This is a genomic window from Sphingobacterium siyangense, assembly GCF_007830445.1.
GTDB lineage: Bacteria > Bacteroidota > Bacteroidia > Sphingobacteriales > Sphingobacteriaceae > Sphingobacterium > Sphingobacterium siyangense.
In genome coordinates this window covers 226,644-252,667 of the sequence record NZ_VLKR01000003.1, presented here as the reverse complement: position 1 = coordinate 252,667, position 26,024 = coordinate 226,644, and the positions used below count along the sequence as shown (strand labels likewise).

At 38.2% G+C, this 26,024-nt stretch carries 26 protein-coding genes; 14 read left to right on the top strand and 12 right to left on the bottom strand.

The window, feature by feature from the left end; all coding sequences use genetic code 11:
- Positions 1-19 precede the first annotated feature (19 nt).
- Both IQ31_RS05015 and IQ31_RS05010 read left to right on the top strand, forming a co-directional pair.
- Positions 20-868, top strand: coding sequence for an MbnP family protein (locus IQ31_RS05015; RefSeq protein WP_145327271.1), 849 nt, complete (start codon positions 20-22; stop codon positions 866-868).
- Positions 869-1,016: 148 nt separating this feature from the next.
- Positions 1,017-2,039, top strand: a complete 1,023-nt coding sequence (locus IQ31_RS05010; RefSeq protein ID WP_145327269.1) for a cytochrome-c peroxidase — start codon at positions 1,017-1,019, stop codon at positions 2,037-2,039.
- A 7-nt stretch (positions 2,040-2,046) separates the two neighbouring features.
- On the opposite strand, the gene folP is transcribed toward IQ31_RS05010, so the two are convergent.
- The 4 genes from folP to IQ31_RS04990 are packed head-to-tail and all read right to left on the bottom strand — an operon-like array spanning position 2,047 to position 4,824.
- Complete coding sequence (folP, locus tag IQ31_RS05005) at positions 2,047-2,889, bottom strand: dihydropteroate synthase (RefSeq protein WP_145327267.1); 843 nt, start codon at positions 2,887-2,889, stop codon at positions 2,047-2,049.
- Positions 2,890-2,921: 32 nt separating this feature from the next.
- Positions 2,922-3,401: a DUF4920 domain-containing protein gene (locus IQ31_RS05000; protein WP_145327265.1), complete on the bottom strand. Its 480-nt coding sequence runs from the start codon at positions 3,399-3,401 to the stop codon at positions 2,922-2,924.
- Between the two features lies 1 nt (position 3,402).
- The gene (locus tag IQ31_RS04995) at positions 3,403-3,981 is read right to left on the bottom strand and encodes an L-threonylcarbamoyladenylate synthase (protein WP_145327263.1); all 579 of its coding nucleotides are present in this window, start codon (positions 3,979-3,981) and stop codon (positions 3,403-3,405) included.
- Between the two features lie 24 nt (positions 3,982-4,005).
- Positions 4,006-4,824, bottom strand: coding sequence for a 2,3,4,5-tetrahydropyridine-2,6-dicarboxylate N-succinyltransferase (locus IQ31_RS04990; protein WP_075990775.1), 819 nt, complete (start codon positions 4,822-4,824; stop codon positions 4,006-4,008).
- Between the two features lie 399 nt (positions 4,825-5,223).
- On the opposite strand from IQ31_RS04990, the gene IQ31_RS04985 reads away from it, so the two are divergent.
- Together IQ31_RS04985 and IQ31_RS04980 are read left to right on the top strand one after the other, a co-directional pair.
- Positions 5,224-5,634, top strand: a complete 411-nt coding sequence (locus IQ31_RS04985; RefSeq protein ID WP_145327262.1) for an RNA-binding S4 domain-containing protein — start codon at positions 5,224-5,226, stop codon at positions 5,632-5,634.
- Entirely contained in the window at positions 5,591-6,676 is a 1,086-nt protein-coding gene (locus IQ31_RS04980) for an isoaspartyl peptidase/L-asparaginase family protein (RefSeq protein WP_244294334.1), read from the top strand. Before IQ31_RS04985 ends, IQ31_RS04980 begins: the two co-directional genes overlap by 44 nt.
- Before the next feature lie 121 nt (positions 6,677-6,797).
- Here IQ31_RS04980 and ytxJ read toward each other — a convergent pair whose 3' ends face one another.
- From ytxJ to IQ31_RS04955, 5 genes are all read right to left on the bottom strand, one after another.
- Complete coding sequence (gene ytxJ, locus IQ31_RS04975) at positions 6,798-7,136, bottom strand: bacillithiol system redox-active protein YtxJ (RefSeq protein ID WP_201670052.1); 339 nt, start codon at positions 7,134-7,136, stop codon at positions 6,798-6,800.
- Position 7,137: 1 nt separating this feature from the next.
- A complete protein-coding gene (locus tag IQ31_RS04970; RefSeq protein WP_145327259.1) occupies positions 7,138-7,878 on the bottom strand; it encodes a hypothetical protein in 741 nt (246 codons plus the stop codon).
- A 287-nt stretch (positions 7,879-8,165) separates the two neighbouring features.
- Complete coding sequence (ribH, locus tag IQ31_RS04965) at positions 8,166-8,654, bottom strand: 6,7-dimethyl-8-ribityllumazine synthase (RefSeq protein WP_145327257.1); 489 nt, start codon at positions 8,652-8,654, stop codon at positions 8,166-8,168.
- An 88-nt stretch (positions 8,655-8,742) separates the two neighbouring features.
- Positions 8,743-9,414, bottom strand: a complete 672-nt coding sequence (locus IQ31_RS04960) for a tetratricopeptide repeat protein (RefSeq protein ID WP_088159993.1) — start codon at positions 9,412-9,414, stop codon at positions 8,743-8,745.
- Between the two features lie 78 nt (positions 9,415-9,492).
- The gene (locus IQ31_RS04955; RefSeq protein ID WP_075990780.1) at positions 9,493-11,418 is read right to left on the bottom strand and encodes a polysaccharide biosynthesis protein; all 1,926 of its coding nucleotides are present in this window, start codon (positions 11,416-11,418) and stop codon (positions 9,493-9,495) included.
- A 133-nt stretch (positions 11,419-11,551) separates the two neighbouring features.
- On the opposite strand from IQ31_RS04955, the gene IQ31_RS04950 reads away from it, so the two are divergent.
- Together IQ31_RS04950 and IQ31_RS04945 are read left to right on the top strand one after the other, a co-directional pair.
- Entirely contained in the window at positions 11,552-12,763 is a 1,212-nt protein-coding gene (locus IQ31_RS04950; RefSeq protein WP_075990781.1) for an alanine dehydrogenase, read from the top strand.
- Between the two features lie 79 nt (positions 12,764-12,842).
- On the top strand, positions 12,843-13,694 hold the full coding sequence (locus IQ31_RS04945) for an alpha/beta hydrolase (RefSeq protein WP_075990782.1): 852 nt from the start codon (positions 12,843-12,845) through the stop codon (positions 13,692-13,694).
- A 9-nt stretch (positions 13,695-13,703) separates the two neighbouring features.
- On the opposite strand, the gene IQ31_RS04940 is transcribed toward IQ31_RS04945, so the two are convergent.
- The 3 genes from IQ31_RS04940 to porX are packed head-to-tail and all read right to left on the bottom strand — an operon-like array spanning position 13,704 to position 16,743.
- Positions 13,704-14,750: an ABC transporter ATP-binding protein gene (locus IQ31_RS04940; protein WP_075990783.1), complete on the bottom strand. Its 1,047-nt coding sequence runs from the start codon at positions 14,748-14,750 to the stop codon at positions 13,704-13,706.
- 16 nt (positions 14,751-14,766) lie between these two features.
- Positions 14,767-15,177, bottom strand: coding sequence for a tRNA (adenosine(37)-N6)-threonylcarbamoyltransferase complex ATPase subunit type 1 TsaE (gene tsaE, locus IQ31_RS04935; RefSeq protein ID WP_145327255.1), 411 nt, complete (start codon positions 15,175-15,177; stop codon positions 14,767-14,769).
- Positions 15,178-15,189: 12 nt separating this feature from the next.
- Entirely contained in the window at positions 15,190-16,743 is a 1,554-nt protein-coding gene (gene porX, locus IQ31_RS04930) for a T9SS response regulator signal transducer PorX (RefSeq protein WP_075990785.1), read from the bottom strand.
- 220 nt (positions 16,744-16,963) lie between these two features.
- Here porX and IQ31_RS04925 point away from each other — a divergent pair, with 220 nt between their 5' ends.
- The 8 genes from IQ31_RS04925 to IQ31_RS04890 all read left to right on the top strand — a co-directional run bounded on the left by IQ31_RS04925 (position 16,964) and on the right by IQ31_RS04890 (position 25,928).
- Positions 16,964-18,214, top strand: coding sequence for an HD domain-containing protein (locus IQ31_RS04925; protein ID WP_145327253.1), 1,251 nt, complete (start codon positions 16,964-16,966; stop codon positions 18,212-18,214).
- 33 nt (positions 18,215-18,247) lie between these two features.
- Entirely contained in the window at positions 18,248-19,288 is a 1,041-nt protein-coding gene (lpxD, locus tag IQ31_RS04920) for a UDP-3-O-(3-hydroxymyristoyl)glucosamine N-acyltransferase (RefSeq protein ID WP_075990787.1), read from the top strand.
- Between the two features lie 139 nt (positions 19,289-19,427).
- Entirely contained in the window at positions 19,428-20,828 is a 1,401-nt protein-coding gene (locus tag IQ31_RS04915) for a bifunctional UDP-3-O-[3-hydroxymyristoyl] N-acetylglucosamine deacetylase/3-hydroxyacyl-ACP dehydratase (protein ID WP_172840641.1), read from the top strand.
- Positions 20,829-20,838: 10 nt separating this feature from the next.
- Complete coding sequence (gene lpxA / locus IQ31_RS04910; RefSeq protein WP_075990789.1) at positions 20,839-21,627, top strand: acyl-ACP--UDP-N-acetylglucosamine O-acyltransferase; 789 nt, start codon at positions 20,839-20,841, stop codon at positions 21,625-21,627.
- A 17-nt stretch (positions 21,628-21,644) separates the two neighbouring features.
- A complete protein-coding gene (locus IQ31_RS04905) occupies positions 21,645-22,274 on the top strand; it encodes an ABC transporter ATP-binding protein (protein ID WP_312208582.1) in 630 nt (209 codons plus the stop codon).
- Positions 22,275-22,531: 257 nt separating this feature from the next.
- Positions 22,532-23,092: an elongation factor P gene (gene efp, locus IQ31_RS04900; RefSeq protein WP_046674772.1), complete on the top strand. Its 561-nt coding sequence runs from the start codon at positions 22,532-22,534 to the stop codon at positions 23,090-23,092.
- Positions 23,093-23,345: 253 nt separating this feature from the next.
- On the top strand, positions 23,346-23,930 hold the full coding sequence (locus tag IQ31_RS04895; protein ID WP_145327251.1) for a 5-formyltetrahydrofolate cyclo-ligase: 585 nt from the start codon (positions 23,346-23,348) through the stop codon (positions 23,928-23,930).
- A 318-nt stretch (positions 23,931-24,248) separates the two neighbouring features.
- Positions 24,249-25,928: a helix-turn-helix transcriptional regulator gene (locus tag IQ31_RS04890; RefSeq protein WP_145327249.1), complete on the top strand. Its 1,680-nt coding sequence runs from the start codon at positions 24,249-24,251 to the stop codon at positions 25,926-25,928.
- Positions 25,929-26,024 lie beyond the last annotated feature (96 nt).

Below are 26,024 nucleotides of genomic sequence, written 5' to 3'. Positions count from 1 at the left end.
CCTTAAAACTTAGAATAAAATGAAAAAAAATGCAATTAAACTCCTGATGATTTCTTTGGTTATGGTTTCTTGTAGCAAAAGTGAAGATGTCGCCAACAGTGTTAACTTACATTTCAACAATACATTTAAAAATACAACAATTGTGCTGGGTAGTGCAGATTCACCAGCTGCCTCAACAAATACATCAGCCAGTGGACAACTGCATCAGTTTTCTGAGCTGAAGTATGTAATTAGTAATATCAGGCTTATTAAAGCCGATGGATCGGAGATCCCTTATAATGTAAATGACCTGGATAAAGGGGCTACAGTAATTGATCAGGCGAAAGCAGCAACTTTAAATTATGTACTGAGTAATATACCCGTTGGCGAGTATAAACAGATCAAATTCGGTTTGGGGGTAAAACAGGAAATAAATACATTGGATCAACTGAGATTCCCAGTTTTCTATGCAACAGCTGGGGCTAATGACACCAAAATGCACTGGGAATGGGGGACAGGTTACCGATTTACGAAATTGGAAGGCTTTTATGATGCAGATCATAAAGAGTTATCTATTCACACTGGAAGTACGATCAACGGAACAAATGGTGATGAATCCACTTATAAACAGGGGGTAGATGCTTATCGGGATATTACGTTGAATTTACCTTCCTTAGTTACTGTTGGAAAAAGTGTACCACAGATTAATATCAAGGCGGATTTCGATAAGCTCTTAAGCGGGAAAACGAATACCATTACATTGGGTGCCAACAATGCTGTGCCTAGTATTCATTCTGCAGTGGAAATGGTGAAGTTTGTTGATAATCTCGGTGGTAACGGTAGCAGTGATACAGCTGGGATGTTCACTGTTGAGAGTGTTTCTAACTAAATTTTACGTAAATGGCTATGATCTTGAATGAGGTTGTAGCCATTTGCTGAAAATACGTTGTGCATAAAAAAAAGAACGCCGTCTGATTGTACCATGATTTTCGAATGTGCATTCTGAATATTCATCAGCCATTGATAAAAATAAAAGGATGAAAAAAGTCATCTTAATCCTGACAGTTATAGTGATTGCTTTATCCTGTAGTAGGGATGATATCGTTGAATCTACGCAGGAAGACAACCCAACAGTCACGTTCAGTATTCCTGCGGATTTTCCGAGTCTGAATAATACATTTAATAGCAATAAGCCAACAAAGTATGGTGTTGAATTGGGTGAAAAGCTATTTCATGAAAAAAGATTCAGTGGAAATAATACGATATCATGTGCCAGTTGCCATAATCCCTCATTGGCTTTTTCCGATGGAAAGATGCAGGCAGTGGGTATAGATGATCGTGTCGGATTTCGGAACACTCCACCTTTGCAGAATTTGGCTTTTATGAAATTTTATAATTGGGATGGCAATATACTCGAACTGGAAAAGCAACCTTTAGTGCCAATTATCACGCATGAGGAGATGAACTCCTCTATTCTGGAGGTTATCGGTAAAATTAATGGGGATTTTGACTACAAAGTATTGTTCAAGAAGGCTTTTGGCGATGAGAATATTACACCGGAACGAATTTATAAAAGCATTGCCCAATATGAGTATACTTTAATTTCGGCCGACAGTAAATATGATAAGGTAAAACGAGGTGAAGGGGAACAATTCACGATTGAGGAAGAACGGGGGTATCAGCTGTTTAAGTTGAAATGTGAAAGCTGCCATGCAACAGAATTATTTACCGATCAGAGTTTTAGAAATGTAGGGTTTCCTTTAAATAAACATCCAGATGAGGCCGGGCGAGCACGTATCACAGGTATTGAAATGGACTATATGGCTTTTCGGGTACCTTCTTTAAGAAATGCGGAATATACAGCGCCTTATGGAAGTTTTGGGCAGTTCCCAACGTTAAAATCTGTCCTGGATTATTTTGACAAAGGTGTTTTGGATGCAGCTAACCTTGATCCGATTCTTAAAGAAAATGGCAAAAAAATTCCGATGACAGAAGACGAAAAAGAAGCTATCATAGCTTTTATTAAAACATTAAGTGATCCCAAATTTGTAGGCAAATAATGCTGATTTATGAATAGAAGAGATCAAGCAATTGTTTCGCTTCTTTCACATCATGTACGCGGAGAATTTGTACCCCTCTTTCGAGAAGTAAGGTATTTAAAGCGGTGGTGCCATTTAAAGCTTCTTGGGCGGTGATTCCGATTTTTTTATAAATCATGGATTTACGGGATATTCCGCCCAAAATTGGTAATTCGAAGTAGTGAAGTTCATTGACACGATAGAGCAACTCATAGTTCTGTTCGACTGTCTTTGCAAAACCAAATCCTGGATCAAGAATAATGTCTTTCACCCCCATACTTCTTAGTGTCGCAATGCGGTCACCTAAAAAGGTGGCTACGTCAGTTACAATATCTGTATAATCTGTTTTTTCCTGCATATTTTCGGGAATACCGCGCATATGCATGAGAATATAAGGAACTTGATATTTTGCTACCGTGGCGAACATGTTATCATCGAGTGTACCTCCCGAAACATCATTTATGATGTGCACTCCCGCATCGATTGCAGCAGCAGCAACGTCTGCCCTAAAGGTATCTATTGATAAAATAGCGTCAGGAAATGCAGTTTTAATTGCTCGAATAGCGGGAAGAGCTCGATCCATTTCCTCCTGAGATGAAATTAATGGAGCGCCCGGACGTGAGGAATATGCGCCAATATCAAGAATTTGAGCACCTTCAAGCAATAGCTTCTTTGCTTTCTCTACCGCAAGTTCGACGGTTGTATTGTCACCTCCGTCATAAAAAGAATCTGGAGTCACATTGAGTATCCCCATAATAATGGGCTTTTCGAAGGTCATTAAGGTACCATCGACCAGTATGGAGTGACAGGCTGAAGTGTGGAATCTTTTCATCAGAACAATGCTAGGTTTGGTGTGAGAGCGTCTTATTTGACAACCAAAACACCGTCAGCAATAATGCTAATATCTTTTTTAGGTTGTGTAATCTGGTCTATTTCAGACTGTGATTTACCAAGATCCTTTGCCGCATGTTGTAACGATGCTACAGAAACTTCCTTTTTCTTTGCGATACCCTCGACAACAACCGTTTTGCCGACAATGTCTGCTGGCATGAAGAATCCGTAGTCTTTAAAACGGACGGTAATCGGCTCTTCGCCTTCCCGTTGCAGGGTCATGAAACAGCCTTTTTTCTTACATACCTCAACGACCTTACCTGTCACCTTTCCGTTGAATGCGTTCTTTTGCGTGAGTTCTTTTTCAAGCTTTGCCACTGAAATCGCATTGGACGCAGAGATTTCTTTTCCATATTTTACACCAGGCTTGGCGGCAGGAATATCTTTTTGCTGTGCGAAAGATAAATTGGTAACAGCAAATGCTAATGCAAAAAATAAAACGATCTTTTTCATGCTATTTTCTAATAAATTCAAATTTACCACTTGGATCCAGCTTCATGACAGTAGATGATTTTCCATCTGTTGTTACGTCTCTGTCATAGGCGACAATATAATCTACCCCATCTTTGATGGCATCAGATATTTCATCAAAATCTTTCGCCGTTGGTTCACCACTGATATTTGCTGAAGTTGAAATTATCGGTTTGCGAAACCGTTGTAAAAGTTGTTCACAAAAAGGGTGCTTGACAATTCGAATGCCAATTGAACCGTTCTCAGCAATCGCATTGGGCGCAAGATTTTTGGCATTCGAATAGACAATTGTCAAGGGTTTTTCAGTGTATTCAATAAGTTGATAAGCCACATCCGGGATTTCATTTACATAACTTGCCAATTGATTGTCGTTGTGTAAAAGGACGATCAGACTTTTGGATTTATCTCTTCCTTTCAGCTGGAAAACTTTCTCCACGGCATCAGGATTGGTGGCATCACAACCTATCCCCCAAATGGTGTCGGTGGGGTATAGAATTAATCCGCCGTTTTTTAACGTCTCCAAGGCCTTATTTAAATCCTCACGATCTACGAATGCACTCATCTTATCTTTATACTAGTTTTAACTTTATACAGCTACATTATGATCACGTAGTGCATCATTTAATGAAGTCTTTTTGTCTGTAGACTCTTTACGTTGACCAATGATCAAAGCGCAAGGAACTTGATATTCCCCTGCCGCAAATTTTTTGGTGTAAGAACCCGGGATAACAACAGAGCGGGCAGGTACATAACCTTTATATTCTACTGGTTGGGGGCCCGTAACGTCGATGATTTTTGTTGACGCTGTCAATACGACATTAGCACCCAATACAGCCTCTTTTTCTACACGAATACCTTCAACTACAATCGCTCTTGAACCTATGAAAACATTGTCCTCAATAATAACTGGAGCTGCTTGTACGGGCTCTAATACGCCACCAATTCCGACGCCGCCACTTAAATGTACATGTTTACCAATTTGTGCACAAGATCCAACAGTTGCCCAAGTATCCACCATGGTACCTTCGTCTACATAAGCACCGATGTTAACGTAAGAAGGCATCATAATCACTCCTTTAGCCAAATATGCACCTAAACGAGCAGAAGCCCCTGGTACAACACGTACTCCAGTGTGCTTGTAGTCTGTCTTTAATTTCATTTTATCATGAAACACAAAAGGACCTGCAGTCATTTCGCGCATATCATTGATTGGAAAATATAAAATAACAGCTTTCTTAATCCAGTCATTGACGTGCCATCTTGTACCGATCATTTCAGCGACGCGGATTTCACCGCTATCTAATTTCATGATAACAGCGCGGATGGCTTCTGTATATTCTTTATATTCTAATAATTGCCTATCTTCCCAAGCTTCCTCAATCAGTTTTTTAAGTGGCTCTACCATATTATTTATTTTCTTATTTGAATTAGTTTATTTTGATGTACAAACTTAGATAAAGTTGGACTTAAAAACAACTTTATCCATTGTTCCTTGCAATAGACTTTCCTGATAACAACAGCCTACCAAATTATGATCAACTTCTGACTCCAACCACAGTGTGTGCACAGTGAGTCCACGTTGAGTCCACCTTTTTAAGGTGCACTCATGCTACAGACATTGTTTTAACAACCCGCTTGCAGTCAGGAGTTGGTATGGATTTGATGACAACTTCTCCGCAATTAGCTCTTAAACTCTTCCGGCGAACGGATGAAAGACGTTTTAATAATTGTACTCAGTTTAATAGGAATTTTCCATAATTGCTTTTGGTTATAATGGTTCTAAAAATATAATTATTTTTGTATTATGGCTGGAACATCAGAAAAATTGAGAATTGATAAATATTTGTGGTCAATTCGCTTATTTAAGACAAGAACTTTGGCAACAGAGGCCTGTAAGGCAGGTCGGGTGAAACTAAAAGGCCAAAATATAAAACCCTCTTATGAAGTTAAGATCGGAGATGTATACCATGTCCAAAAGGGAATTGAGAAAAAAGTGGTGATGGTGACAGGTCTTTTGGAACGTCGTGTTGACGCCAAGACTGCTATTCAATTCTACGAGGATCAAACACCTGTTGAAGAAACTGTAGGGTTTAAATCCGTATTTCATGCTCCTGTCCTAAAACGCGACCGCGGTACAGGGCGCCCTACGAAAAAAGACCGTCGTGAGATAGATGATTTACAATCTTCAGAATGGTGGGAGAAGGAAGATGAATAACCTCAAGATATGCGCCATGATAATTGTGGGAAGCCTGTTGGCAATTTCCTGTAAATCGTATAAAAAACCTGTGGCCATGACGGAGGAAAAATTTGTTTTGGCGATCCATGGTGGAGCGGGGACGATCTTGAAAAAGAATATGACAGATTCGATGGAGCAAGCTTATAGGATCGTCTTGGAGCAAGCGCTTCGTATGGGCTATCAAAAGTTGCAAGAAGGTAAATCCAGTTTGGAAGCCGTCGAATCTGCTATCCATGTTATGGAAGACTCACCCTTGTTTAATGCAGGGAAAGGAGCGGTTTTTACACATGACGGACATAACGAACTGGATGCCTCCATCATGGAAGGTAAATCCTTGGCCGCAGGCGCCGTTGCAGGAGTGACGACGATCAGAAATCCAATCTCGGCAGCCAAGGCGGTGATGGAAAAATCTGAGCATGTTATGATGGTGGGTAAAGGTGCCGAAGAGTTTGCGAAGCAAGTGGGATTGACCATTGTAGACCCTTCTTATTTTTGGACGGAAGCACGTTGGGAAGCTCTGCAGAAAGTGAGCAAGGATGACAGTACACGAACACAACTAGATCACGATCAAAAACAAAGCTCACGCTTAGGCATCATCAATAAAGATGCTAAATTCGGTACAGTAGGGTGTGTTGCATTAGATAAGGCAGGTAACTTGGCAGCGGGCACGTCCACGGGAGGGATGACAAACAAGAAGTTTGGGCGGGTCGGAGATTCGCCAATTATTGGAGCTGGAACGTATGCGAACAATAATACCTGTGCTGTTTCCTGCACTGGATGGGGTGAATATTACATCCGCACCGTGGCGGCATATTCGGTGTCGGCTTTAATGGAATATAAAGGTGAACGTGTTGATCAAGCGAGCAGGCAAGTAATCGATCGGATTGGTGAAATGGGCGGTAATGGCGGCATGATCGCATTGGATAAAAATGGACATGTTGCTATGCCTTTTAATACCGCCGGCATGTATCGGGGTACGGTGACTAAAGACGGTAAAATAACAGTAGAAATTTATAAGTAGCCAATTCAGCTGTTTTCAGCTTCATAAAATATCCCAAGTGATCAATACAATACATGTTGAAGATTGCTTGGGATATTTTATGCTAACTATTTTTATTGAATAGCAGTTATGGCCTATTATGTCAAATTGCCGTTAGGTATTGTTCTATCTCATCAAATTGGATATCACCATGTGAAGCGTCATATAAACTGTCTTTTCCTTCAACAATCAGTATTTGAGGTGATTGATGTTCTACATTCCAACGTTGGGCAATCTCATTCGATAGTGGGCGGTAACGCAAAAGGTCTAAAAGATAAATCGCATAATCATGGTCTGAAGTAGCAGACATACGCTCAAGACTACGCTTAGCCATATTGCTAATACCACAAGTCGTGCTATGTTTAAAGATGGCTACAACTTTATCGGATTGATAAAGCTCCTGTAGCTGTTCTTCTGTATTTAATTCTATCCAATTAATCATATTATAGTTCTGTAAATTTTTTCTGTTCTACCTGTACAAAAGATGAAATAGAGGAGAATATACAACTCTTTTGGTCATTGCTTGTGGAATTGAAGAAACTGGGTAAACGTATCCCGTCGCCAATCTCCTTATATTTGCTCACTTCATAAGTGTTTTTTTCGCCCTTATCTGTGTATTCGTAACGCACAATCTCACCAGTATTTTGATCAATATAAAGCAAACCATCAATCTTTGAACCAAAGATAGGGGCTGACGAGCTGATATTTGCTATCGTTAATTTCTGTCCAGCACTGAAACTTTCCTTCTGGCTTTTCAGCTGCACATTCTTCTGTCCGATCAAGGTAGGCAAAAGTAGCAGATTGAGATCCGAAAATAGCTGATTTTTAATTGATTTCTTTAGCTCTGGCCCATCTGTAGATAAATTCCCTCCAATAAAGAGTTTGTCTGACCCTGGGTTTTTAAAATTAAACAGGTAGGTCACCTGATCCGTTCCCTTATAGCCATCAAATCGACATGCTCCAGTTGTTCTATTGAACAGGAACTTTCGTTCGTCGTTTGACAACTGGTCTGAGATGGTATTTCCCTTTGCTGAGAAAGCCAAAAACTGCAAAGAATCCCATTTTTCCTGGCCACCGATACTTTGCCAAATCTGCTTGTTTAGACTATCGTCTTGTGCCACTAGATCCAACTGACAAAATAACGTCAGTATAACGACCAAGAGTACATTCGATAATGTTTTCATAATCCTATTTTTTAAAGAAACAATCATCAAGTAATTCGTATCAAAATTGATCCCATGAAACTTCATCATTGCGTCATTGTCTATAAAACTACCGACTGTTGTATAACCGATTTACACTACAATCAAGACAATTCAATAACAATTTATTCTAGTGAAAAAATAAAAATCGATTAATAAGATAACTGAATATTTTATTAATCGATTTGTTTAAAATATAAGTACCTGAGTAATAAGTCGTGCTCAGTAATACTTTTCATCATTGAATGGTAGGCAAAATTAATACCAAACTAGAATTTTTTGGCAATATGAGCCATTTGTATTGCTGTAATAGCAGCTTCTTCACCTTTATTACCATGTTTCCCTCCGGCACGATCCAATGCTTGCTGAAGGTTGTCCGTTGTTAATACGCCAAAAACAGCTGGTTTATTATATTTGAGCCCTACATTGGCAATACCATTTGTAACTGCATCGCAGATAAAATCGAAGTGTCTGGTCTCCCCCTGAATGACGCAACCTAAACAGATAACAGCGTCAAAACCCTGGTTTCTGAATGCGAGGTCTGCTCCTGAAATTAATTCGAAACTTCCAGGAACCTCTATGACTTGGATGTTGTTTTCCTTAGCGCCATGCTCTTCCAAGCCCTTTATTGCACCATTCAATAATGCACCTGTAATTTCTGCATTCCATTGTGCAACAACGATTGCAAATTTGAATGGACTTGCATCCGCAACCTGGATGTGCGAAAAGTCGGATAAATTTTTAATGCTACTTGCCATAATAGTAACAAAGATAGTGATTTTAGATGGTCACAAAAAAAGAGGCTATCAAATGGCCTCTTTTTATTATACTTTTACAATTATTCTCTTATAAATGTGCTTGTACACGACCCAATAAACCATCAATTGTTGAAGCTTCTTGGCTCTCTGGAAAATCTGTTTTAATCTTCTTGTAAGCAGTCTCTGCACTTTTATAGTCATTTTGTGCTTCATATACAAGTCCTAGTTTTTTCAAAAAGAGTGGAGTTGTATACGAGTTGCTTGATTTTTCAGAAGCTTGCTTGTAGTAATCAGCGGCTTTTTTGTAGTCTTTTAACTCTGAAAAAGCATCACCTGTTAAACCAATTACGAGTGGGTCTAGAATTTGGCTTCCTGTTGGAGCATATTTTTCAAGCGCTTTCGCAGCTTCATCGAATTTACCTTGCCGCAAATATAAACCTCCTAAATAGGCGTTTGCAATATTTGCAGATTTTGTATTGGAATACTCGTCCGCAATTTGTTTAAATCCAAGAAACGCACCATCGCCCATGATTGCTTTACTTTGTAAAGAATCAATTGTAGCAAGCTGTTCTGCTTTGTACATACGGTTCGAAGCTTCTTCTGCTCTTGGATCTAGATACAGCTTTTGATATCCAAAATAAAGTAAGATCAATACAACGATACCACCTAAAATGAACACTACACTTTTTTGGTTATCTTGAAAAAAAGATCCTTTTGAAGGTTTGAAACCTTGATTTGTATTATTTGTGTTTTTAGACATTACTAATCAGTAAAATATGGATTGCAAAAATACACTTTTCGAGCAAATTTGCAAGTGTTTTGCAAATTTTAAAGTGAATTAACTTTGGTTTTCCGACTCATTCGATAGTTCAATTTCCTTGTCTAGCTGTTCGTAGATGGAATTTTTACTTTTGAATTCAGGTACAATAATTTTCATTTGATACACCACTTCGTTTTTGTTTTGTGTCGCTAAACGCTGTTGTAATTCTTCGATTTTTATACTTACAATATCATAATTATTTTCTCTGACTTTGGCGATCATGATCTTTTCGTGGTGCGTCGGCAAGGTATTCTCCAAATCATTTAATAACTCCTCATATAGTTTTTCACCAGGTCTTAATCCAGTGAATTTTATTTCAATATCTTCATTCGGTTTAAATCCTGAAAGACGAATCATTTTTTTAGCTAACTCAACTATTTTTACAGATTTACCCATATCAAATACAAAAATTTCGCCACCTTGTCCCATTGTTCCAGCTTCAAGGACTAGTCGACATGCTTCGGGAATGGTCATAAAATACCGCGTAATTTCTGGATGCGTAACTGTTACAGGACCACCTTTTTGAATCTGATCTCTGAATCGAGGGATAACTGATCCATTGGAGCCTAAGACATTGCCAAAGCGGGTTGTGATAAATTTGGTGTGCACAGTTGCCCCTAAGGAATTTTCCAAATGATTGTTTAACGATTGTACATAAATTTCTGCGATACGCTTTGTCGCTCCCATGATATTAGTGGGGTTGACAGCTTTATCGGTAGAGACAAAAACAAATTTTTCAACTTGAAATTCCACGGCTAAATCTGCTAGATTCTTAGTACCCATGACATTGGTCTGTACTGCTTCCAAAGGATGGTTTTCCATCATTGGCACATGTTTGTATGCTGCCGCATGATATACATAATGCGGCTTGAAAGTATCAAAAAGTAATTGCATCCTTTTTGTACTTCGGACGTCTGCTATATAAGTATGATAAACTTGATTTGGAAATTCATCTTGAAGGTCAAGTTGGAGATTGTGTAACGGGGACTCCGCTTGGTCACAAAGGATAATCATCTGAGGCTCGTATTTTCCCAATTGGGATGCAATCTCACTACCTATGGAGCCTGCTGCCCCAGTAACTAAGATTCTTTTACCTCTCGTTTGGCTTAGGATGTGATCGTCGTTAATCTTAATCGGCTCCCTTTCTAGTAAATCTTCAATTTTTATTTTTTGGATCTGATTGGGGTTAAGATCACCATTCATGATCTTTTTAACAGGAGGGAGCGTTAATATGTTGACATTTTTTTCGAGCGCAACATCTGTAATTTCATTTTTACGGTCCGAAGGAATGTTGTGCGAAGCGATGATAACCTCCTCAACATTTAATGTATTGATCAGATGGCTGAACTTCTGCGAGGAATATATTTTGGTCCCATCAATTACCTTGTTGATTTTTTGTTCATTATCATCTAAGAATCCAACAATAGCATTTTTGGATCGTACATCATGGTCTAAAGTTCTTTTTACAGCAATTCCCAAGTCACCGGCACCGTAGATCAGTGTCTTTTTTCTGGATCCATTGACTTTTTTGGTGTATAGAAAGAAAATTTTAATAATTGTTCTATATACGGTTAAAATAAGAAAGGAGAAGAGTGCAAAGAAGATAATGAGTGCAGTTGGAATGTTTCGCTCTATCTCGTTTGCTTGGATCACTAATTTTATAACCAGGAGAACGAAAACACTAAATGTTATCGTTGATAATATACGTATTGAATCGATAGCGCTCGTGTAACGAACTATCCCAGTATACATCTTGAAGAGATAGAATGATAAAGAACATATGGCTATAAATAAAATGTAACGAATGCTAAAATCAATGTCGAGCAGAAAATCGAAGTTAAAATCATAGTAAATAACATTTGCGAGGAGATAAGCGATGGAAACACTAAAGATGTCCAATAAAAAAATGATCCACCGTGGCACTATATTGACTTTACTGAGCATGGTACTATATCTGATTAGTTTAAACAAATGTAGATAAATTTGTTTCATTCCAAAGCCGTGCCAAACCAAATTTATCTTCGTTTGATAAGATTGATTTTTTATTGTAATTTTAGCTAACTATCAATTTTACAAGATGAATGAGTTAGGAAAGCTTGCGAGTCAGGCTATGATTTCTCCAAAAGAGATGCTGTTTGAGAAGAAAAAGAATGCAAAAAGTTTATTTATAGGCATTCCAAAGGAAATCTCGCTTCAGGAAAAGCGGATCTGCTTGACGCCATTAGCGGTTGCATTATTGGTAGAAAATGGACACGAAGTCATCATTGAGACTGGAGCAGGTGCTGGAGCCAATTTTTTAGATCATCATTATAGTGAACAGGGGGCTCGTATCGTTTCATCTCGGGAAGAGGTGTACCAAGCAGATCTGATCATTAAAGTTGGTAGCCCTATCCTTAGTGAAGTGAAGTTGATGAAAGAAAGGCAGCTTTTATTATCTTCTCAACAACCTTCACTCATGAACCTGGATGTACTAAAGGCGTTAATGCATAAAAAAATCACTGCAATTTCTTATGAATATTTAAGAGATGAGGGCGGTTGCCTAGCAGTGGTGCGTGCGATGAGCGAAATCGTAGGGGCAACGGCAACCTTAATTGCGGGAGAGTATCTGAGCAATGCATTTGGAGGGAAGGGACTGATGCTCGGTGGTGTGACAGGCGTAGCTTCCACAGAAGTCGTTATTATTGGCGCGGGCACCGTTGGTGAACAGGCTGCCCGAACGGCTTTGGCGTTAGGAGCAGAGGTAAAGGTGTTTGATAATTCGATTTATAAACTTAGACGCCTACAAAATAATCTTGGTAGTCGTGTTTTTACCTCCGTTATACAACCGATTATTTTAAACAAGGCCGTGATCAGTTCGGATGTTGTTATTGGTGCTTTACGAGCGCGTAATGGACGTTCCGCTTGTGTGATTTCGGAAGAAACTGTTTCTAAAATGAAACCCAATTCCGTTATTATAGATGTAAGCATTGATCAAGGAGGTAATTTTGAAACATCGGAGGTGACCTCTCACGATAAACCTATCTTTCGTAAATTTGATGTTATTCACTATTGTGTTCCCAATATAGCGTCTCGGGTAGCGCGAACAGCTACTTATGCAATGAGCAATATCTTCACTTCTATTTTGCTTGATTTTGCTGAACTTGGGGGACTGAAAAATGCAATTTGGAAGAATCCCGGTATTCGGAGTTCAATTTATTTATACCAAGGAAACCTTACAAATGTTGACATGGCCTCAAGATTTAATATGACGGCGAAAGATTTAGATCTTTTAGTTGTTTCTTCCTTATAAACCATGGATATCCAGCTCATGTTTGATTCGTTTTTTCTAGTATATGTAGTCTGGAGCTATCTTTTAAAATATCATTTTAATGAAAAGAATTTTTATGATTTTATGTTCGTTGATTTCTCTCGTTAAGGCGCAGGAAACAATCAACCTTTATGCAGATTCCATTCCAAACTCGACTGATAAGGGGCAAGTAAATTTAGAAAAAAATGTACCGAAGTTATTTGCATATATGGCAGATAAAAGTATTGATAAAAATATCGCCGTACTGGTTATTCCGGGAGGTGGGTATTCTCATATAGCAATGGATCATGAAGGTCATGCTGTTGCTAAAGAGTTGATAAAAAATGGTTATTCAGCATTTGTTTTACAATACCGATTGCCTTCGCCGAACATTATGCGTGACAAATCAATAGGACCTCTTCAAGATGCCCAGCGAGCAATGCAATTGATCCGAACCTTGCATCCTGAACTTCGAAAAGTTGGGGTGATAGGGTTTTCCGCTGGCGGGCACCTGGCTTCCACTTTAATTACGAAGTTTAAGAAAGATTACATAGCGAATCCTTCCCATGTATCCCTAAGACCTGATTTTGCAGGATTGATTTATCCAGTAATCTCTATGGAAAACGATATAACACATAAAGGTTCGCGTATAAATCTCATTGGAGAAAACCCTTCGGAAGACCAAATCAAGCTGTTTTCTTCCAATTTGCAGGTATCTTCTGAGGTTTGTCCGGTTTTCTTTGTGCATGCCAAAGACGATATGGCTGTGCCAATAGAAAATAGCTATAGAATGATGGCAGCTTTGGACAAGTCAAAAGTGCCCAACAAGCTTTATACCTTTGAGCAAGGGGGGCACGGCTTTGGGTTAATTAACAAAACCTCAGACAAGTTATGGTTTGACGCATTTTTATCTTGGCTAGACACACAAGACTAGGATATACAATTAATGGTCAAAATGTATCCAGTGAGATATTGTTAGATCGACAGCCTGTAGTTTCTGTGGAATTATCTGCGATGTTATAATCGCATGTAAGTTAATCTCATTATTACTGACGACGATTTCATAATAAAAACCTCTGAATCGCACATCTTTTACAAAAAAAGTAGACTGCTCAGAAGGACTTATTGAAATCCATTCTTGATGTATCGCGACTGGTTTTTCGCTTGTTATGCCTAAATTTTGAGCTTGCTCAACTTGTAATATATTGCTTTTTGCCAGTAATTGCGCCGTATAAGGGTGCGATGGATTGCTATACAATACATGTGGATTGTTTTGATCTAGGATTTTACCAGATTTCATCACGATGAGGTTATCTGCTAAAGCAAGTACTTCCGTCGGATCGTGTGAAACTAAAATGACGGTTAGCCCGGTTTCTTTAACAATATCCTTGATGTCCTGTTGTAAGGTATCCCTAAAAGAGGCATCGACCTGATTGAATGGTTCATCCATAAGTAAGACTTCAGGCTCGTTGATCAAAGCACGACAGATGGCGACACGTTGTTTTTCTCCGCCACTGATGTCTGCTACTCTTTTTTTAGCGAGGTGATCTATCCGTAGACGTTGTAATATTTCCGCAGTTTTGTCTTGTTTGCGTTTGATATCTGTGTTTGGCAACTGCGAAGCAACATTATCCCATACATTGGCATAAGTATTCAAATCGTCAAAGCCTTGCGAGACTAATTTCATGGCATCATGTCCGGGGATTAACTTGTCCTTGCGCGTTGGAACCTGCCAACCTTTATAGCGCACAATGCCCCCAGTTGGTTCCAAAAGACCGTAGATAAGTCGCAGTAATGTACTTTTTCCACTGCCAGATTCACCAATGATTGCTGTTATTTTTCCTTCATCGATATCGAAAGAACTATTTTCAACAGCAAACTGCATATTGTTCTCATGAAAGGAAAAGCTAAGGTGCTCGGCGTGTATAGCCGCTAGTCCAGGAACATGGATATCAGATGGAATATATTGACAAGATGATAAATGAGCCATAGTAGAGAAAAGGTAGTTAACGAATAGAAATTTTACGTGTTGTTGCATCTATGATGCTAATATGTATCTCTTTTGCTTCTTTAGGAAGTAAATTGGGGATTTTCTCCGGCCATTCAACAAAGCAATATGCACCTGAATAGAAATATTCCTCATAGCCAAAATCGAATGCCTCCTGCTCATCTTTAATGCGGTAAAAATCAAAGTGATATATGGGGCCTGCGGGAGACTCATATTCATTAACAATGGAGAATGTTGGACTAGATGTACTATCTTGTACATTTAATTGTTTACACAGGTATTTTACAAAAGTTGTTTTTCCTGCTCCCATTGAACCATATAATAGAAAAATCCGGTCCTTTGGAAAACTATTTAAAAGTGTCTGAGCCGCTTGAGATAGATCTGCTGTCGTATTTACAATAATTTCCATGTTGCAAAATTACTATTTCGGTAAGTATGTCGCAAAGGGGATAATCATTTCTTCCAAAGAGATTCCACCATGTTGGAATGTTCCATTAAAGTAATTGACAAATTGATTGTAGTTGTTGGGGTAAACAAAATACGAATCTTCTTTGGCAAAAACGTATGTTGAACTAACATGAAGTTTAGGCAACTGTGCCTCGTGGGGATTTTTGATAGCAAAAACATCTTTGTCAATATAGTTCAGATTTTTCCCTTGCTTATATCTCAAATTTGTATTTGTATTTCGATCACCAACAATTTTACTTGGCTTTTTTACACGGATCGTGCCATGGTCGGTTGTAATAATCACACGAACTTTCTTTTGTGAGAGCCATTTTAAAGCCTCCAATAGAGGTGAGTGTTCAAACCATGACAAAGTGAGGGAGCGATAAGCCGCTTCATCGTTTGCTAATTCACGAATCATAGAGCTGTCCGTACGCGCGTGCGAAAGCATGTCAACAAAGTTATACACCAATACATTCAGTTGATTGTGCATCAAATTGCCGAGATTGTCTAACACGTCTTTTCCTTGTTCCAGGGTCAAAATTTTCGTGTAAGAGTGTTTTATAGACTTGCGGTAAAGTCGCTTGATCTGATCTTCTAAAAATTTATCCTCATATAAATTCTTGCCACCTTCATCTTCATCGTTTTGCCATAATTTAGGGAAGCGTTTTTCCATTTCCAGTGGAGTTAATCCACTAAAGATGGCATTTCTAGCATATTGTGTTGCTGTTGGTAAAATACTGTAATAGTTTATCTCCTCCTCAAGTCTAAAATAGTCGGTGATTACCTCATTGATAATTTTCCATTGATCGAAACGCAAATTGTCTATTAAAAAGAAAAATGTCGGTATATCATCTTCTATGGTCGGAAATACCTTCTTCTTAAATAGCTGGTGTGATAGAATGGGCGCGTTTTCGGGGCGATTAATCCACTGGATATAGTTGTTTTCTATAAATTTGGAGAATTGCATGTTTGCTTCGGATTTTTGCATCGTCAGAATTTCATGCATATTGTTATCTTCAAGCTTTTCGAGGGACAATTCCCAGTAGACAAGTTTTTTGTAAACTTCTGACCATTGGTTGAAATCCAGATTGTCATTCAGGATCATCCCCAAATTGCGGAAGTCTTGTTGATAAGCCATGGATGTTTTCTCATTGACAAGACGTTTGTTTTCCGTTAATTTTTTTATTGTCATCAAGATCTGCTTGGGGTTGACCGGCTTGATAAGATAATCATCTATTTTGGAGCCGATGGCATCTTCCATGACATGTTCTTCTTCATTTTTTGTGACCAGAACAACGGGGACAGTAGGGTTGATCGATTTGAGTATGGCAAGTGTTTCGAGCCCGGTTAGCCCAGGCATATTTTCGTCTAAGAAAACGAGGTGGAAAAAACCATTTTTAAAGGCTTCAACGGCATCATTTCCATTGTTGACTGTGTCAACTTTGTAACCCTTGCTTTCTAAAAATAAAATGTGTGGTTTTAGAAAGTCAATTTCATCGTCAGCCCAAAGAATATGTGTTTTTTGCATCTTGTTATTATATGTCTATTAGTAGTAGAGGGGAGGATCGGATTTTCGATCTCATGCTAACATAAGCAAATATCGTGCTTCAGATTTTATTTTTAACATTTCTTAACGATGAACTAACTATCTTTGTTTTAAGTTTATACTAGTGTTAACCAGGAGTTCACGATTAAAGGGCTCGGTTTCATATTTATAGTGTTGATGATCGTATTAATTTGTCTCCACATTGAACAAAAATAAAATTATTAATGATCCGGTATATGGATTTGTCGCTATTCCTACAGGATTGGTCTTTGACCTAGTGCAACATCCTTATTTCCAAAGGCTCCGCTATATTAAGCAGGTGAGCATGACACATCTCGTCTATCCCGGAGCTTTGCATACTCGTTTTCAGCACGCCATAGGAGCGATGCATTTGATGTCGATGGCATTGGAAACTTTGAGGAGTAAAGGTGTTATAATTTCAGGGGATGAAGAGGAGGCTGTTCTGTCGGCAATATTGCTGCATGATATAGGTCACGGCCCTTTTTCACATTCCTTGGAGCATAGTTTGATTGAAGGTGTTTCTCATGAGCTATTGTCTTCCCTTTTAATGGATCGAATCAACAATGATCTGGGTGGAAGACTAAGTCTTGCAATTACAATCTTTAATAATAAATACGAACGTAAATTTCTTCATCAATTGGTGTCGAGCCAATTGGATGTTGATCGAATGGACTACCTCAATAGAGATAGTTTTTTTACAGGCGTATCGGAAGGCGTCATCTCATTTGACCGGATTATAAAAATGCTCAATGTGGTGGAGGATGAAATAGTGGTGGAGTATAAAGCACTTTATTCTGTAGAGAAATTTCTGATTGCGCGGCGGTTGATGTATTGGCAAGTCTATTTACACAAGACCGTTATCGGTGCGGAACAGTTATTGATTAAAATTCTGCAGCGGGCAAAATATTTGACGGCTGCTGGCCATAAGCTCTTTTCTACTCCGGCGTTTCATTGGTTTTTAAGCCAGCAGGTCAACAAAACTAACTTTTTGGATGACCCGTTACATTTGGATTGGTTTACTCGTTTAGATGATACGGATATTATGTCTGCCATAAAAACATGGGAACGTCATGAGGATCCTATTTTAAGTACAATGTGCCAACGTGTTATGAAACGTAATCTATATCGATCTGTCATGAGTGATAAGCCATTCTTGCCAGAATATGTTAATTTAGTAAAGGCGAAAGTACAAGCTGAGATGGGGGTGGCTCAAGAGGATATCCATTATTATGTATTTATGCAAGAAATTCAAAACCGGGCCTATAATTCTTCCAGGGATCAAATTAAAATACTATTGAAATCGGGCGAGCTCGTCGATATAACGGAGGCTTCTGATCTAGGTAATTTGGAAGCACTGTCGAAAAATGTAGCTAAATACGCCTTATGTTATCCAAAAGAGGTGGGATATGTTGCAATTACTTCCATCAAGTAGTTATTTTTTAATAAAAAAACATAGATTTGTACCATGCAATTTACTGCTCAACAAATAGGGACATTATTAGAAGGACGGATTGAAGGAAATCCAGAAGTTACTGTAGGTAACCTTGCCAAAATTGAGGAAGGTAAAAAAGGCGATCTTTCTTTTTTGTCAAATCCAAAATATGAGCATTTTATTTATACTACTGATGCCTCGATTGTAATTGTTAATGAAGATTTACAATTGACGCAGGCAACTAAGCCAACATTGACGATCATAAGGGTTAAGAATGCATATGCTGCTTTCTCTACTATTTTGAATATGTATAATGAGTTTCGTCTTGACAAAAGCGGACGTGAGGAACCACATTTTATACATGCTGAAGCGGAGATCGGCCAAGGAGGTTATATTGGTGCATTCGTATATATTGGGCGTGGGGCTTCCATTGGAGATAACGTGAAAATCTACCCACAAGTCTATATTGGCGATAAAGTTACGATTGGCGATAATACAACACTCTACCCAGGCGTAAAGATTTATCATGATTGTAAGATTGGGAAAAATGTGGTAGTACATTCTGGTGTTGTGATTGGATCGGATGGATTTGGATTTGCTCCACAAGAAGACGGAACATATAAAAAAGTACCTCAGATTGGTTATGTGCAAGTGGAGGATAATGTCGAGATTGGCGCCAATACTGTAATCGATAGGGCAACAATGGGCGCTACAATAGTGCGCGATGGTGTTAAGTTGGATAATTTGATTCAAATTGCACATAATGTTGATATTGGAAAGAATACCGTAATCGCAGCGCAAACAGGTATTTCTGGTAGTTCAAAAATTGGAGAACATGTGGTTTTAGGAGGTCAGGTTGGTGTCGTTGGACATATTGTTGTTGCAAAGGGATCTCAAATCCAAGCCCAATCAGGAGTGAATAGATCGATTAAAGAAGAAGGTAAAAAGTGGGGCGGTACGCCAGTGATGCCTTACCAGCCGCAGTTGCGCTCCAATGTAATTTTTGCACGTCTTCCTGAGTTGGAAAAACGAATCCAAGAGTTAGAAAAGTTAGTAGAAAAAAAATTGAAATAATTATTTTTCATTGAAAATAAACTGTTCTTTAATTGTGATGAAATAATCATTCCTAGCAAGGCGATGGCGAACATCGATATAGCTTAAAGGATAAATGTTTTGTCAAAAGAAGTTTTGATTTAAAAATATGTTATTAGAAATGAATGTAAAACAGAGAACCATCAAAAACGAGGTTGAAATTTCGGGGGTAGGTCTTCATACAGGAAAAATTGTATCGATGACTATTAAACCCGCTCCGGAAAATCACTGGTTTAAGTTCAGACGTGTAGATTTAGAGGGGCAACCAGAAATTTTGGTTGATGCGGATAATGTTACGGATACCTCCAGGGGGACGACAATAACGCAGAATGGAGCAAGTGTGAGTACAATTGAACATTTGATGGCATCGTTAATTGGTTTACAAATTGATAATGTGCTGATTGATATTGATGGTCCTGAAATACCAATTCTAGACGGTAGTTCAGCTATTTTTGTGAAGTTGTTAGAGGAAGCGGGATTTGAGGAACAAGATGCTGATCGGGATTATTATGAGATTTCGAATAATATTCATTATGCAGAGCCAGATCGCAAAGTCGAAATACTGGGCATGCCAATGGATGGTTATCGTTTGACTTGTATGATCGATTTTAATTCGCCTGTGTTGGGAAGTCAACATGCAGCAATAACATCGATTGAGGATTTTAAATCTGAAATAGCCTCTTCGCGTACGTTTTGTTTTTTACACGAATTGGAAATGTTGGTTGATCATGGCCTTATTAAAGGTGGTGATTTAAGTAATGCAATCGTTATTGTGGACAAGGAGACTTCTCCTGAGGAATTGCAAAAATTAGCGCATCTTTTTCATAAAGAAACCGTTGCAGTTGCTAAGGAAGGAATATTAAACAATAATCAATTGCGTTACCAAAATGAACCTGCTCGACATAAATTGTTGGACATGGTTGGAGATTTAGCGCTAGTCGGAAGACCTTTGAAAGGGCATATTATGGCTGCAAGGCCAGGCCATGCAGCGAATGTGGCTTTTGCAAAAAAGATAAAGGAGCAGATCAAGAAAGATAAAACACGTAAAAAAATTAAAGTTTACGATCCCAATATGCCGGCATTATACGATACGGTTGAAATCATGAAGATTTTACCTCATCGTCAACCCATGCTTATGGTCGATAAAATTCTTGAGTTGACAGAAACACATGTTGTGGGTTTGAAGAATGTTACCATGAACGAAGATTTATTTATGGGACATTTTCCTGGTGCACCATTATTCCCTGGTGTTTTGCAAGTAGAGGCTATGGCACAAACAGGGGGAATTTTAGTACTGAAGACGGTTCCTGATCCAGAGAATTGGTTGACCTTATTCCTTAAAATTGAAAATGCACGTTTTAAAGCGCAGGTAACTCCAGGGGATTCTGTTATTTTTAGATGTGACTTGATGGAGCCGATCCGAAGAGGTATCGCAAAAATGAAAGGTGTGGCTATGGTAGGAGAGAAAATCGTGTGTGAAGCGGAGCTTATGGCACAGATCGTAAGAGTAAATAACAACTAAAGTAGTATAGATGATACAGCCATTAGCTTATATTCATCCGGAGGCAAAAATTGCTAAAAATGTGGTCATCGAGCCATTTGTAACCATTTATAAAGATGTCGTCATTGGTGAAGGCACTTGGATAGGATCAAATGTGACGATCATGGATGGAGCTCGAATTGGAAAAAACTGTAAAATATATCCCGGTGCAGTAATCTCTGGGGAACCTCAAGATTTAAAATTTGATGGTGAGATTACCACAGCTGAAATTGGAGACAATACAACCATTCGTGAGTGTGTAACAATCAATAGAGGAACCAAGGATAGGTATAAAACGGTCATTGGAAAAAACTGTTTGATCCAAGCTTATAGTCATGTTGCACATGATTGTGAAGTAGGTGATAATTGTGTTTTTTCGAACAACAGTACACTTGCTGGACATATTACAGTAGGTGATTATGTTGTACTTGCTGGAATGGTTGCTGTTCACCAATTTGTCAAAATTGGTTCGCATGCATTTGTTACCGGTGGTTCATTGGTGCGTAAGGATATTCCTCCTTTTGTTAAGGCCGCACGTGAACCGATTTCTTATGCTGGTATTAATTCTGTTGGATTGAGAAGAAGAGGATTTTCGGAAGAGCAAATTGCCGAGATTCAGAATCTTTATCGAATTCTTTTTGTCCAAAACAGAAACCTGGCTAAAGCAATAGAAATTATAGAAGCTGAATATCAGGCAACGGAAATCCGTGATGAAATTTTGGATTTTATTCGGAACTCCGGCCGGGGTATCATGAAAGGATTCAATAATAGAGCGATGTAGTCGCGTTGTCGATTCTAGTGAATTTGAAAATTACATTAAAAGATATTGGTAGGAGGTATAACAATGAATGGATTTTTAGGCATATAAACTATACCTTCGAGTCCGGCAAGAGTTATGCCATCCTTGGCCATAATGGTTCTGGGAAGTCCACTTTCCTAAAAGTGCTTTCAAGTAGTTTGACACCCTCATCGGGTGAATTGATCTACACGGATGGAGACCAAGTCCTAGGTGTGGAAACTATATATCAGCAGCTGTCTCTCGCAGCTCCTTATGTTGAACTGATCGAGGAGTTTACCTTAAACGAGCTGATTGATTTTCATTTTAAATTTAAAAATTATCTTCCTTCTTTTGATAAAGAAACTGTTGTAAACGTATTGGGATTGGAACATGCGCTTGACAGAGAGATCCGGTTTTTTTCATCAGGCATGCGTCAACGTGTAAAGCTAGCGCTAGCTTGTTGTTCTGCATCTGCCTTGGTTTTGTTGGATGAGCCTACAAGTAATTTGGATAGTGCGGGTGAACAATGGTATCTTCGTTTAATTGAGCGCACAAAAGTGGAATCTAGATTGTTTATCGTCTGTTCCAACCAAAAAAAAGAGTATGAATTCTGCGATGAAAGTATTTCTATCGTCGATTTCAAGTCTTAGGGGATCAACAATTGTTTCTGCCCTATTAAAAATAGGAGAAAAGTTTTTTGTCCTGTATCAAAAATGATTATTTCCCATAAACCATCAAGATTGCATAACCATTAACAGCTACGAAAGTGAACTGAAGGTTCTCTCCGGCCAATAAAAACAAACACTTTCAGAAAAAAAAGTAGCGAATGAAATTTTAATAACACAATTAGTTTTTGTACTTTTGACGACTCAATAATGAGATAACCGTTTAAAGTTCAATTCAAAGAATGGCTAAGGCATCAGAGGTAAAATCAGGAAATATCTTAAGATTTAATGGAGAATTAGTATCCGTAGAAGAATATATACACCGTACACCAGGCAATTTACGTGCGTTTTATCAAGCGAGAATGCGTAATGTTAAAACTGGTAAGTTAGTTGAATACCGTTTTAGAGTTGACGAATCTGTAGAAATTGCACGTGTAGAAACTAGCGATTATCAGTATTTGTATGAGGATGGAGATTTCTTCGTGGTAATGGATAACAATACATACGAGCAATTCAATATTCCTAAATTTTTGTTCGGTGATTCAGCTCGTTTCTTGAAAGAGGGAATGACTGTAATTATTGCTTTTGAAAGTGATGAGCCTATCATGGCAGAAGCTCCAAAAAGTGTTGAGTTAGAAATTACATATACTGAACCGGCTGTAAAAGGAGATACTTCTACAAATGCGTTGAAAAAAGCAACTGTAGAGACTGGTGTTGAAATTATGGTACCGTTGTTCATTAATCAAGGTGAGAAAGTAAGAGTCGATACGCAAACAGGTAATTATATCGAGCGCGTAAAATAATAGAAAGATTTTAGGTTTAGGTTGATTATTCGGTCTTGTTAGCGCTCGCTACAAGGCCGTTTTTTTTATGACTAGACTGCGTTTAACACCTGGTTTTTCTATTCTGAACGAGAATTTCTATTTGCTTTTGAAGCTTAAATAAAAATTGAATTGGAAGGAATGCTATTTTTGATTGATCTTGGCATAAGTGATGGAATTTAATGGGGATTTTGGTAAGAAAGGGAAATAAATTTTAGGAATAACTATTCTACAAATGAAATCGAAACAAGAATTACGACTTGAATATAAAACTAAGCGATGTCAATTGTCTTTAGAGAGAGAAACTGCGCTCAATGAACGATTACTTTCGCAATTTACAAAGCTTGATCTCTCAAGGGTCGAATTTTTGCATATTTTCCTTCCCATAGGGAAATACCACGAACCCAATACATATTTAATAATAAATTATATTCAAGAGTTTTTTCCGCAGATAAAGATCGTTGTTTCGCGATCTAATTTTGATGATTACTCGATGCAACATTTCATATTGGATGAACATACACGATTTGAGACGAACAACTGGGGTATTCCAGAGCCAACCTCTGGCATTAAGGTAGCTTCATCGCTTATTGATATGATTATAGTGCCGTTGTTAATTTTTGATCTTTTCGGCTATAGAGTAGGTTATGGAAAAGGGTTTTACGACCGTTTTTTCTCGTCTTGTAAAGTTGGTGTACAGCGTGTCGGACTATCTTTTTTTAATCCAATTGATGTTATTGCAGATAAAAATGAATATGATGTCCAATTAACGAAAGCTATTACACCAGATCATATTTATCATTTTTTTGATGACAAGTAATACTATTGGTCAGAAGAAGAATCGCACCGCTTTTTGTGAATAGTCACAAGGCTTTTTAAAAAGCGGCTTCTTTGTTTAATTAGCGAACAATAGTAGCGTATTATTTAATGTACTATTCTTATTTTTAATAAAAGAATGTAAGGTCTAATTACGATCTAAATCTTAACTGTGTTTGTAGTTGGTTGATTTTGTCTCATGATGATTTAATTAAAATTATTTTTTATTTTTATTGCGAAATTCAATGCCTGTGCCGATATGTTTCGATGTCTTCTATTTTTTCTTTTCCTAACAATCATACCTTGTCATGTTGTCTACGGGATGGATTTAATGGATTCCAATTCCTCGATTGAGGAGAAGAACTTTTACGAAACAATTATAAAAGAATCAGCGCAGTATCAATCCTCTAGTCTGTCGTTAAGCAAATATCTTGCACCATATTTTAGCCAAGCGGTACGAAAAAATGATAAGGCACTTTTGGCAATCTATTATTGTTTACTGGCGGATCAGTCGTTTAATGCCGAAGGCGCAAGAAATAACTTTAGTGATAAATACTATTTAAAAGCGCTGGACCTTGAAGAAGGCTATAGCTATCAAAATGTACGCATTTGGGTAAAGGTAATGTATGGCTTTTACCTATATCGATGCCTGAAAGCCTCTGAGGCATTACCTTTTATCTTGGAAGGAGAGAAAGGGCTTGAAGATATACCGAAAGAGCTTGTTTTAGACCTAACGCAAACTTACAAGAAGCTTGGCTATTTTTTTGGAACTTTAGGTGATTATACTTCTGGAATTAAATATCTGGATTTAGGGCAACGACAAGAACAAATTTCACCGAAATTGAAAGCTGAAATCTTGGACAATTTAGGTTTACTGACATTGAAAAGTGGTGGTGATACCTTGCAGGCAATGAAAATTTTTGAATTGGCTCAAACTTTAGCACTTTCAGAAAATGACTCATTACGCTACGCGAAGATCTTAGGTAATCAGGCGGCTGTGTTTGAAGGTATGAAGGATTACCATAAGGCTTTATCGCTCCTAGATAAAGATCTTGAGATTTCCAGATCTCTTGGGAATGACCGAAATACAATTTTCGCCTTAGTGATGCGTATTCGATTAAATATAGCGAATAAGGAAACGAAGGATGTTCGTCATATGATTGCGGAAGCTGAATCTCTTTTATTGGGCTCGGATGATAAGAAGACAATACTTGAACTTGAGATTCACAAGTTGAATTTGGCGATGCAAAGTAACGATATAGGTCGTGAGCTGAATGCACGAAGAAGAATAGAACGTCTCCAAGACTCATTACGTTTTTTAGATGGTGATCCAGTATTGTCCCAATTGAAGTTTATGGCCGACAAGCAAAAGTACGCCGATAAATTATCGCTGGCACAAGCTGTTATTAAGAAAAAGCAAGCTGAGAGGCGATTATGGCTAATATTAAGTTTATTGGTATTGGTATTATTCTTTTTTATTTATAATGCTATTCGATCCCGTGCTAGAAAACGGATACGTGACTATGAATATCAGCTTCTTAATTTAAAGTATACAAAAGCAGAATTAGACAGGGAACTGGTGAGTTCTAAAAGCCAAGTTGAAGAATACGTCGCTTATCTTAAGCGGAATAATGAACAGATAAATGTACTTTCTGCGATGCTTGAAGAAAAAGGGAATGTTGTTGAAAAAGATCGCGAGGAGCTAAAAATATTGTTGCAGTCACATCTCATCACTGAAGAGAAATGGCAGGAATTTAAATTATTGATTGTAAAAGAATTTCCCAATTTACTCCAGGATATACAATCTAGATTTCCCGATATAACGGAATCTAATCTGAGGGTAATTGTGCTTATGAAACTGGGGCTAAATAATAAGGAAGTAGCCAACGTATTGGGGGTTACTCCAGACGCGATAAAAAAATCTATGCAGCGCTTGAAAAAGAAGCTCGGAGATCAGGCCGGGATGCTCATGGAATATATTTCCGACAAGGAGTTTGTTTAATGTCGACCTTCAGTTGGCAGAAGGACCCTTTGGGAGCCAAGTTATGACCGTCTACGTTTTTAAGACGGTCATATAAAGTTAAGCTGGGTATAATGC

Bases quoted from the DNA above. Each gene is read 5' to 3' on its own strand.
- IQ31_RS05015 (WP_145327271.1), top strand. From the start codon at position 20: ATGAAAAAAAATGCAATTAAACTCCTGATGATTTCTTTGGTTATGGTT.
- IQ31_RS05010 (WP_145327269.1), top strand. From the start codon at position 1,017: ATGAAAAAAGTCATCTTAATCCTGACAGTTATAGTGATTGCTTTATCC.
- folP (WP_145327267.1), bottom strand. From the start codon at position 2,889: ATGAAAAGATTCCACACTTCAGCCTGTCACTCCATACTGGTCGATGGT.
- IQ31_RS05000 (WP_145327265.1), bottom strand. From the start codon at position 3,401: ATGAAAAAGATCGTTTTATTTTTTGCATTAGCATTTGCTGTTACCAAT.
- IQ31_RS04995 (WP_145327263.1), bottom strand. From the start codon at position 3,981: ATGAGTGCATTCGTAGATCGTGAGGATTTAAATAAGGCCTTGGAGACG.
- IQ31_RS04990 (WP_075990775.1), bottom strand. From the start codon at position 4,824: ATGGTAGAGCCACTTAAAAAACTGATTGAGGAAGCTTGGGAAGATAGG.
- IQ31_RS04985 (WP_145327262.1), top strand. From the start codon at position 5,224: ATGGCTGGAACATCAGAAAAATTGAGAATTGATAAATATTTGTGGTCA.
- IQ31_RS04980 (WP_244294334.1), top strand. From the start codon at position 5,591: ATGATTTACAATCTTCAGAATGGTGGGAGAAGGAAGATGAATAACCTC.
- ytxJ (WP_201670052.1), bottom strand. From the start codon at position 7,136: ATGATTAATTGGATAGAATTAAATACAGAAGAACAGCTACAGGAGCTT.
- IQ31_RS04970 (WP_145327259.1), bottom strand. From the start codon at position 7,878: ATGAAAACATTATCGAATGTACTCTTGGTCGTTATACTGACGTTATTT.
- ribH (WP_145327257.1), bottom strand. From the start codon at position 8,654: ATGGCAAGTAGCATTAAAAATTTATCCGACTTTTCGCACATCCAGGTT.
- IQ31_RS04960 (WP_088159993.1), bottom strand. From the start codon at position 9,414: ATGTCTAAAAACACAAATAATACAAATCAAGGTTTCAAACCTTCAAAA.
- IQ31_RS04955 (WP_075990780.1), bottom strand. From the start codon at position 11,418: ATGCTCAGTAAAGTCAATATAGTGCCACGGTGGATCATTTTTTTATTG.
- IQ31_RS04950 (WP_075990781.1), top strand. From the start codon at position 11,552: ATGAATGAGTTAGGAAAGCTTGCGAGTCAGGCTATGATTTCTCCAAAA.
- IQ31_RS04945 (WP_075990782.1), top strand. From the start codon at position 12,843: ATGAAAAGAATTTTTATGATTTTATGTTCGTTGATTTCTCTCGTTAAG.
- IQ31_RS04940 (WP_075990783.1), bottom strand. From the start codon at position 14,750: ATGGCTCATTTATCATCTTGTCAATATATTCCATCTGATATCCATGTT.
- tsaE (WP_145327255.1), bottom strand. From the start codon at position 15,177: ATGGAAATTATTGTAAATACGACAGCAGATCTATCTCAAGCGGCTCAG.
- porX (WP_075990785.1), bottom strand. From the start codon at position 16,743: ATGCAAAAAACACATATTCTTTGGGCTGACGATGAAATTGACTTTCTA.
- lpxD (WP_075990787.1), top strand. From the start codon at position 18,248: ATGCAATTTACTGCTCAACAAATAGGGACATTATTAGAAGGACGGATT.
- IQ31_RS04915 (WP_172840641.1), top strand. From the start codon at position 19,428: ATGAATGTAAAACAGAGAACCATCAAAAACGAGGTTGAAATTTCGGGG.
- lpxA (WP_075990789.1), top strand. From the start codon at position 20,839: ATGATACAGCCATTAGCTTATATTCATCCGGAGGCAAAAATTGCTAAA.
- efp (WP_046674772.1), top strand. From the start codon at position 22,532: ATGGCTAAGGCATCAGAGGTAAAATCAGGAAATATCTTAAGATTTAAT.
- IQ31_RS04895 (WP_145327251.1), top strand. From the start codon at position 23,346: ATGAAATCGAAACAAGAATTACGACTTGAATATAAAACTAAGCGATGT.
- IQ31_RS04890 (WP_145327249.1), top strand. From the start codon at position 24,249: ATGGATTTAATGGATTCCAATTCCTCGATTGAGGAGAAGAACTTTTAC.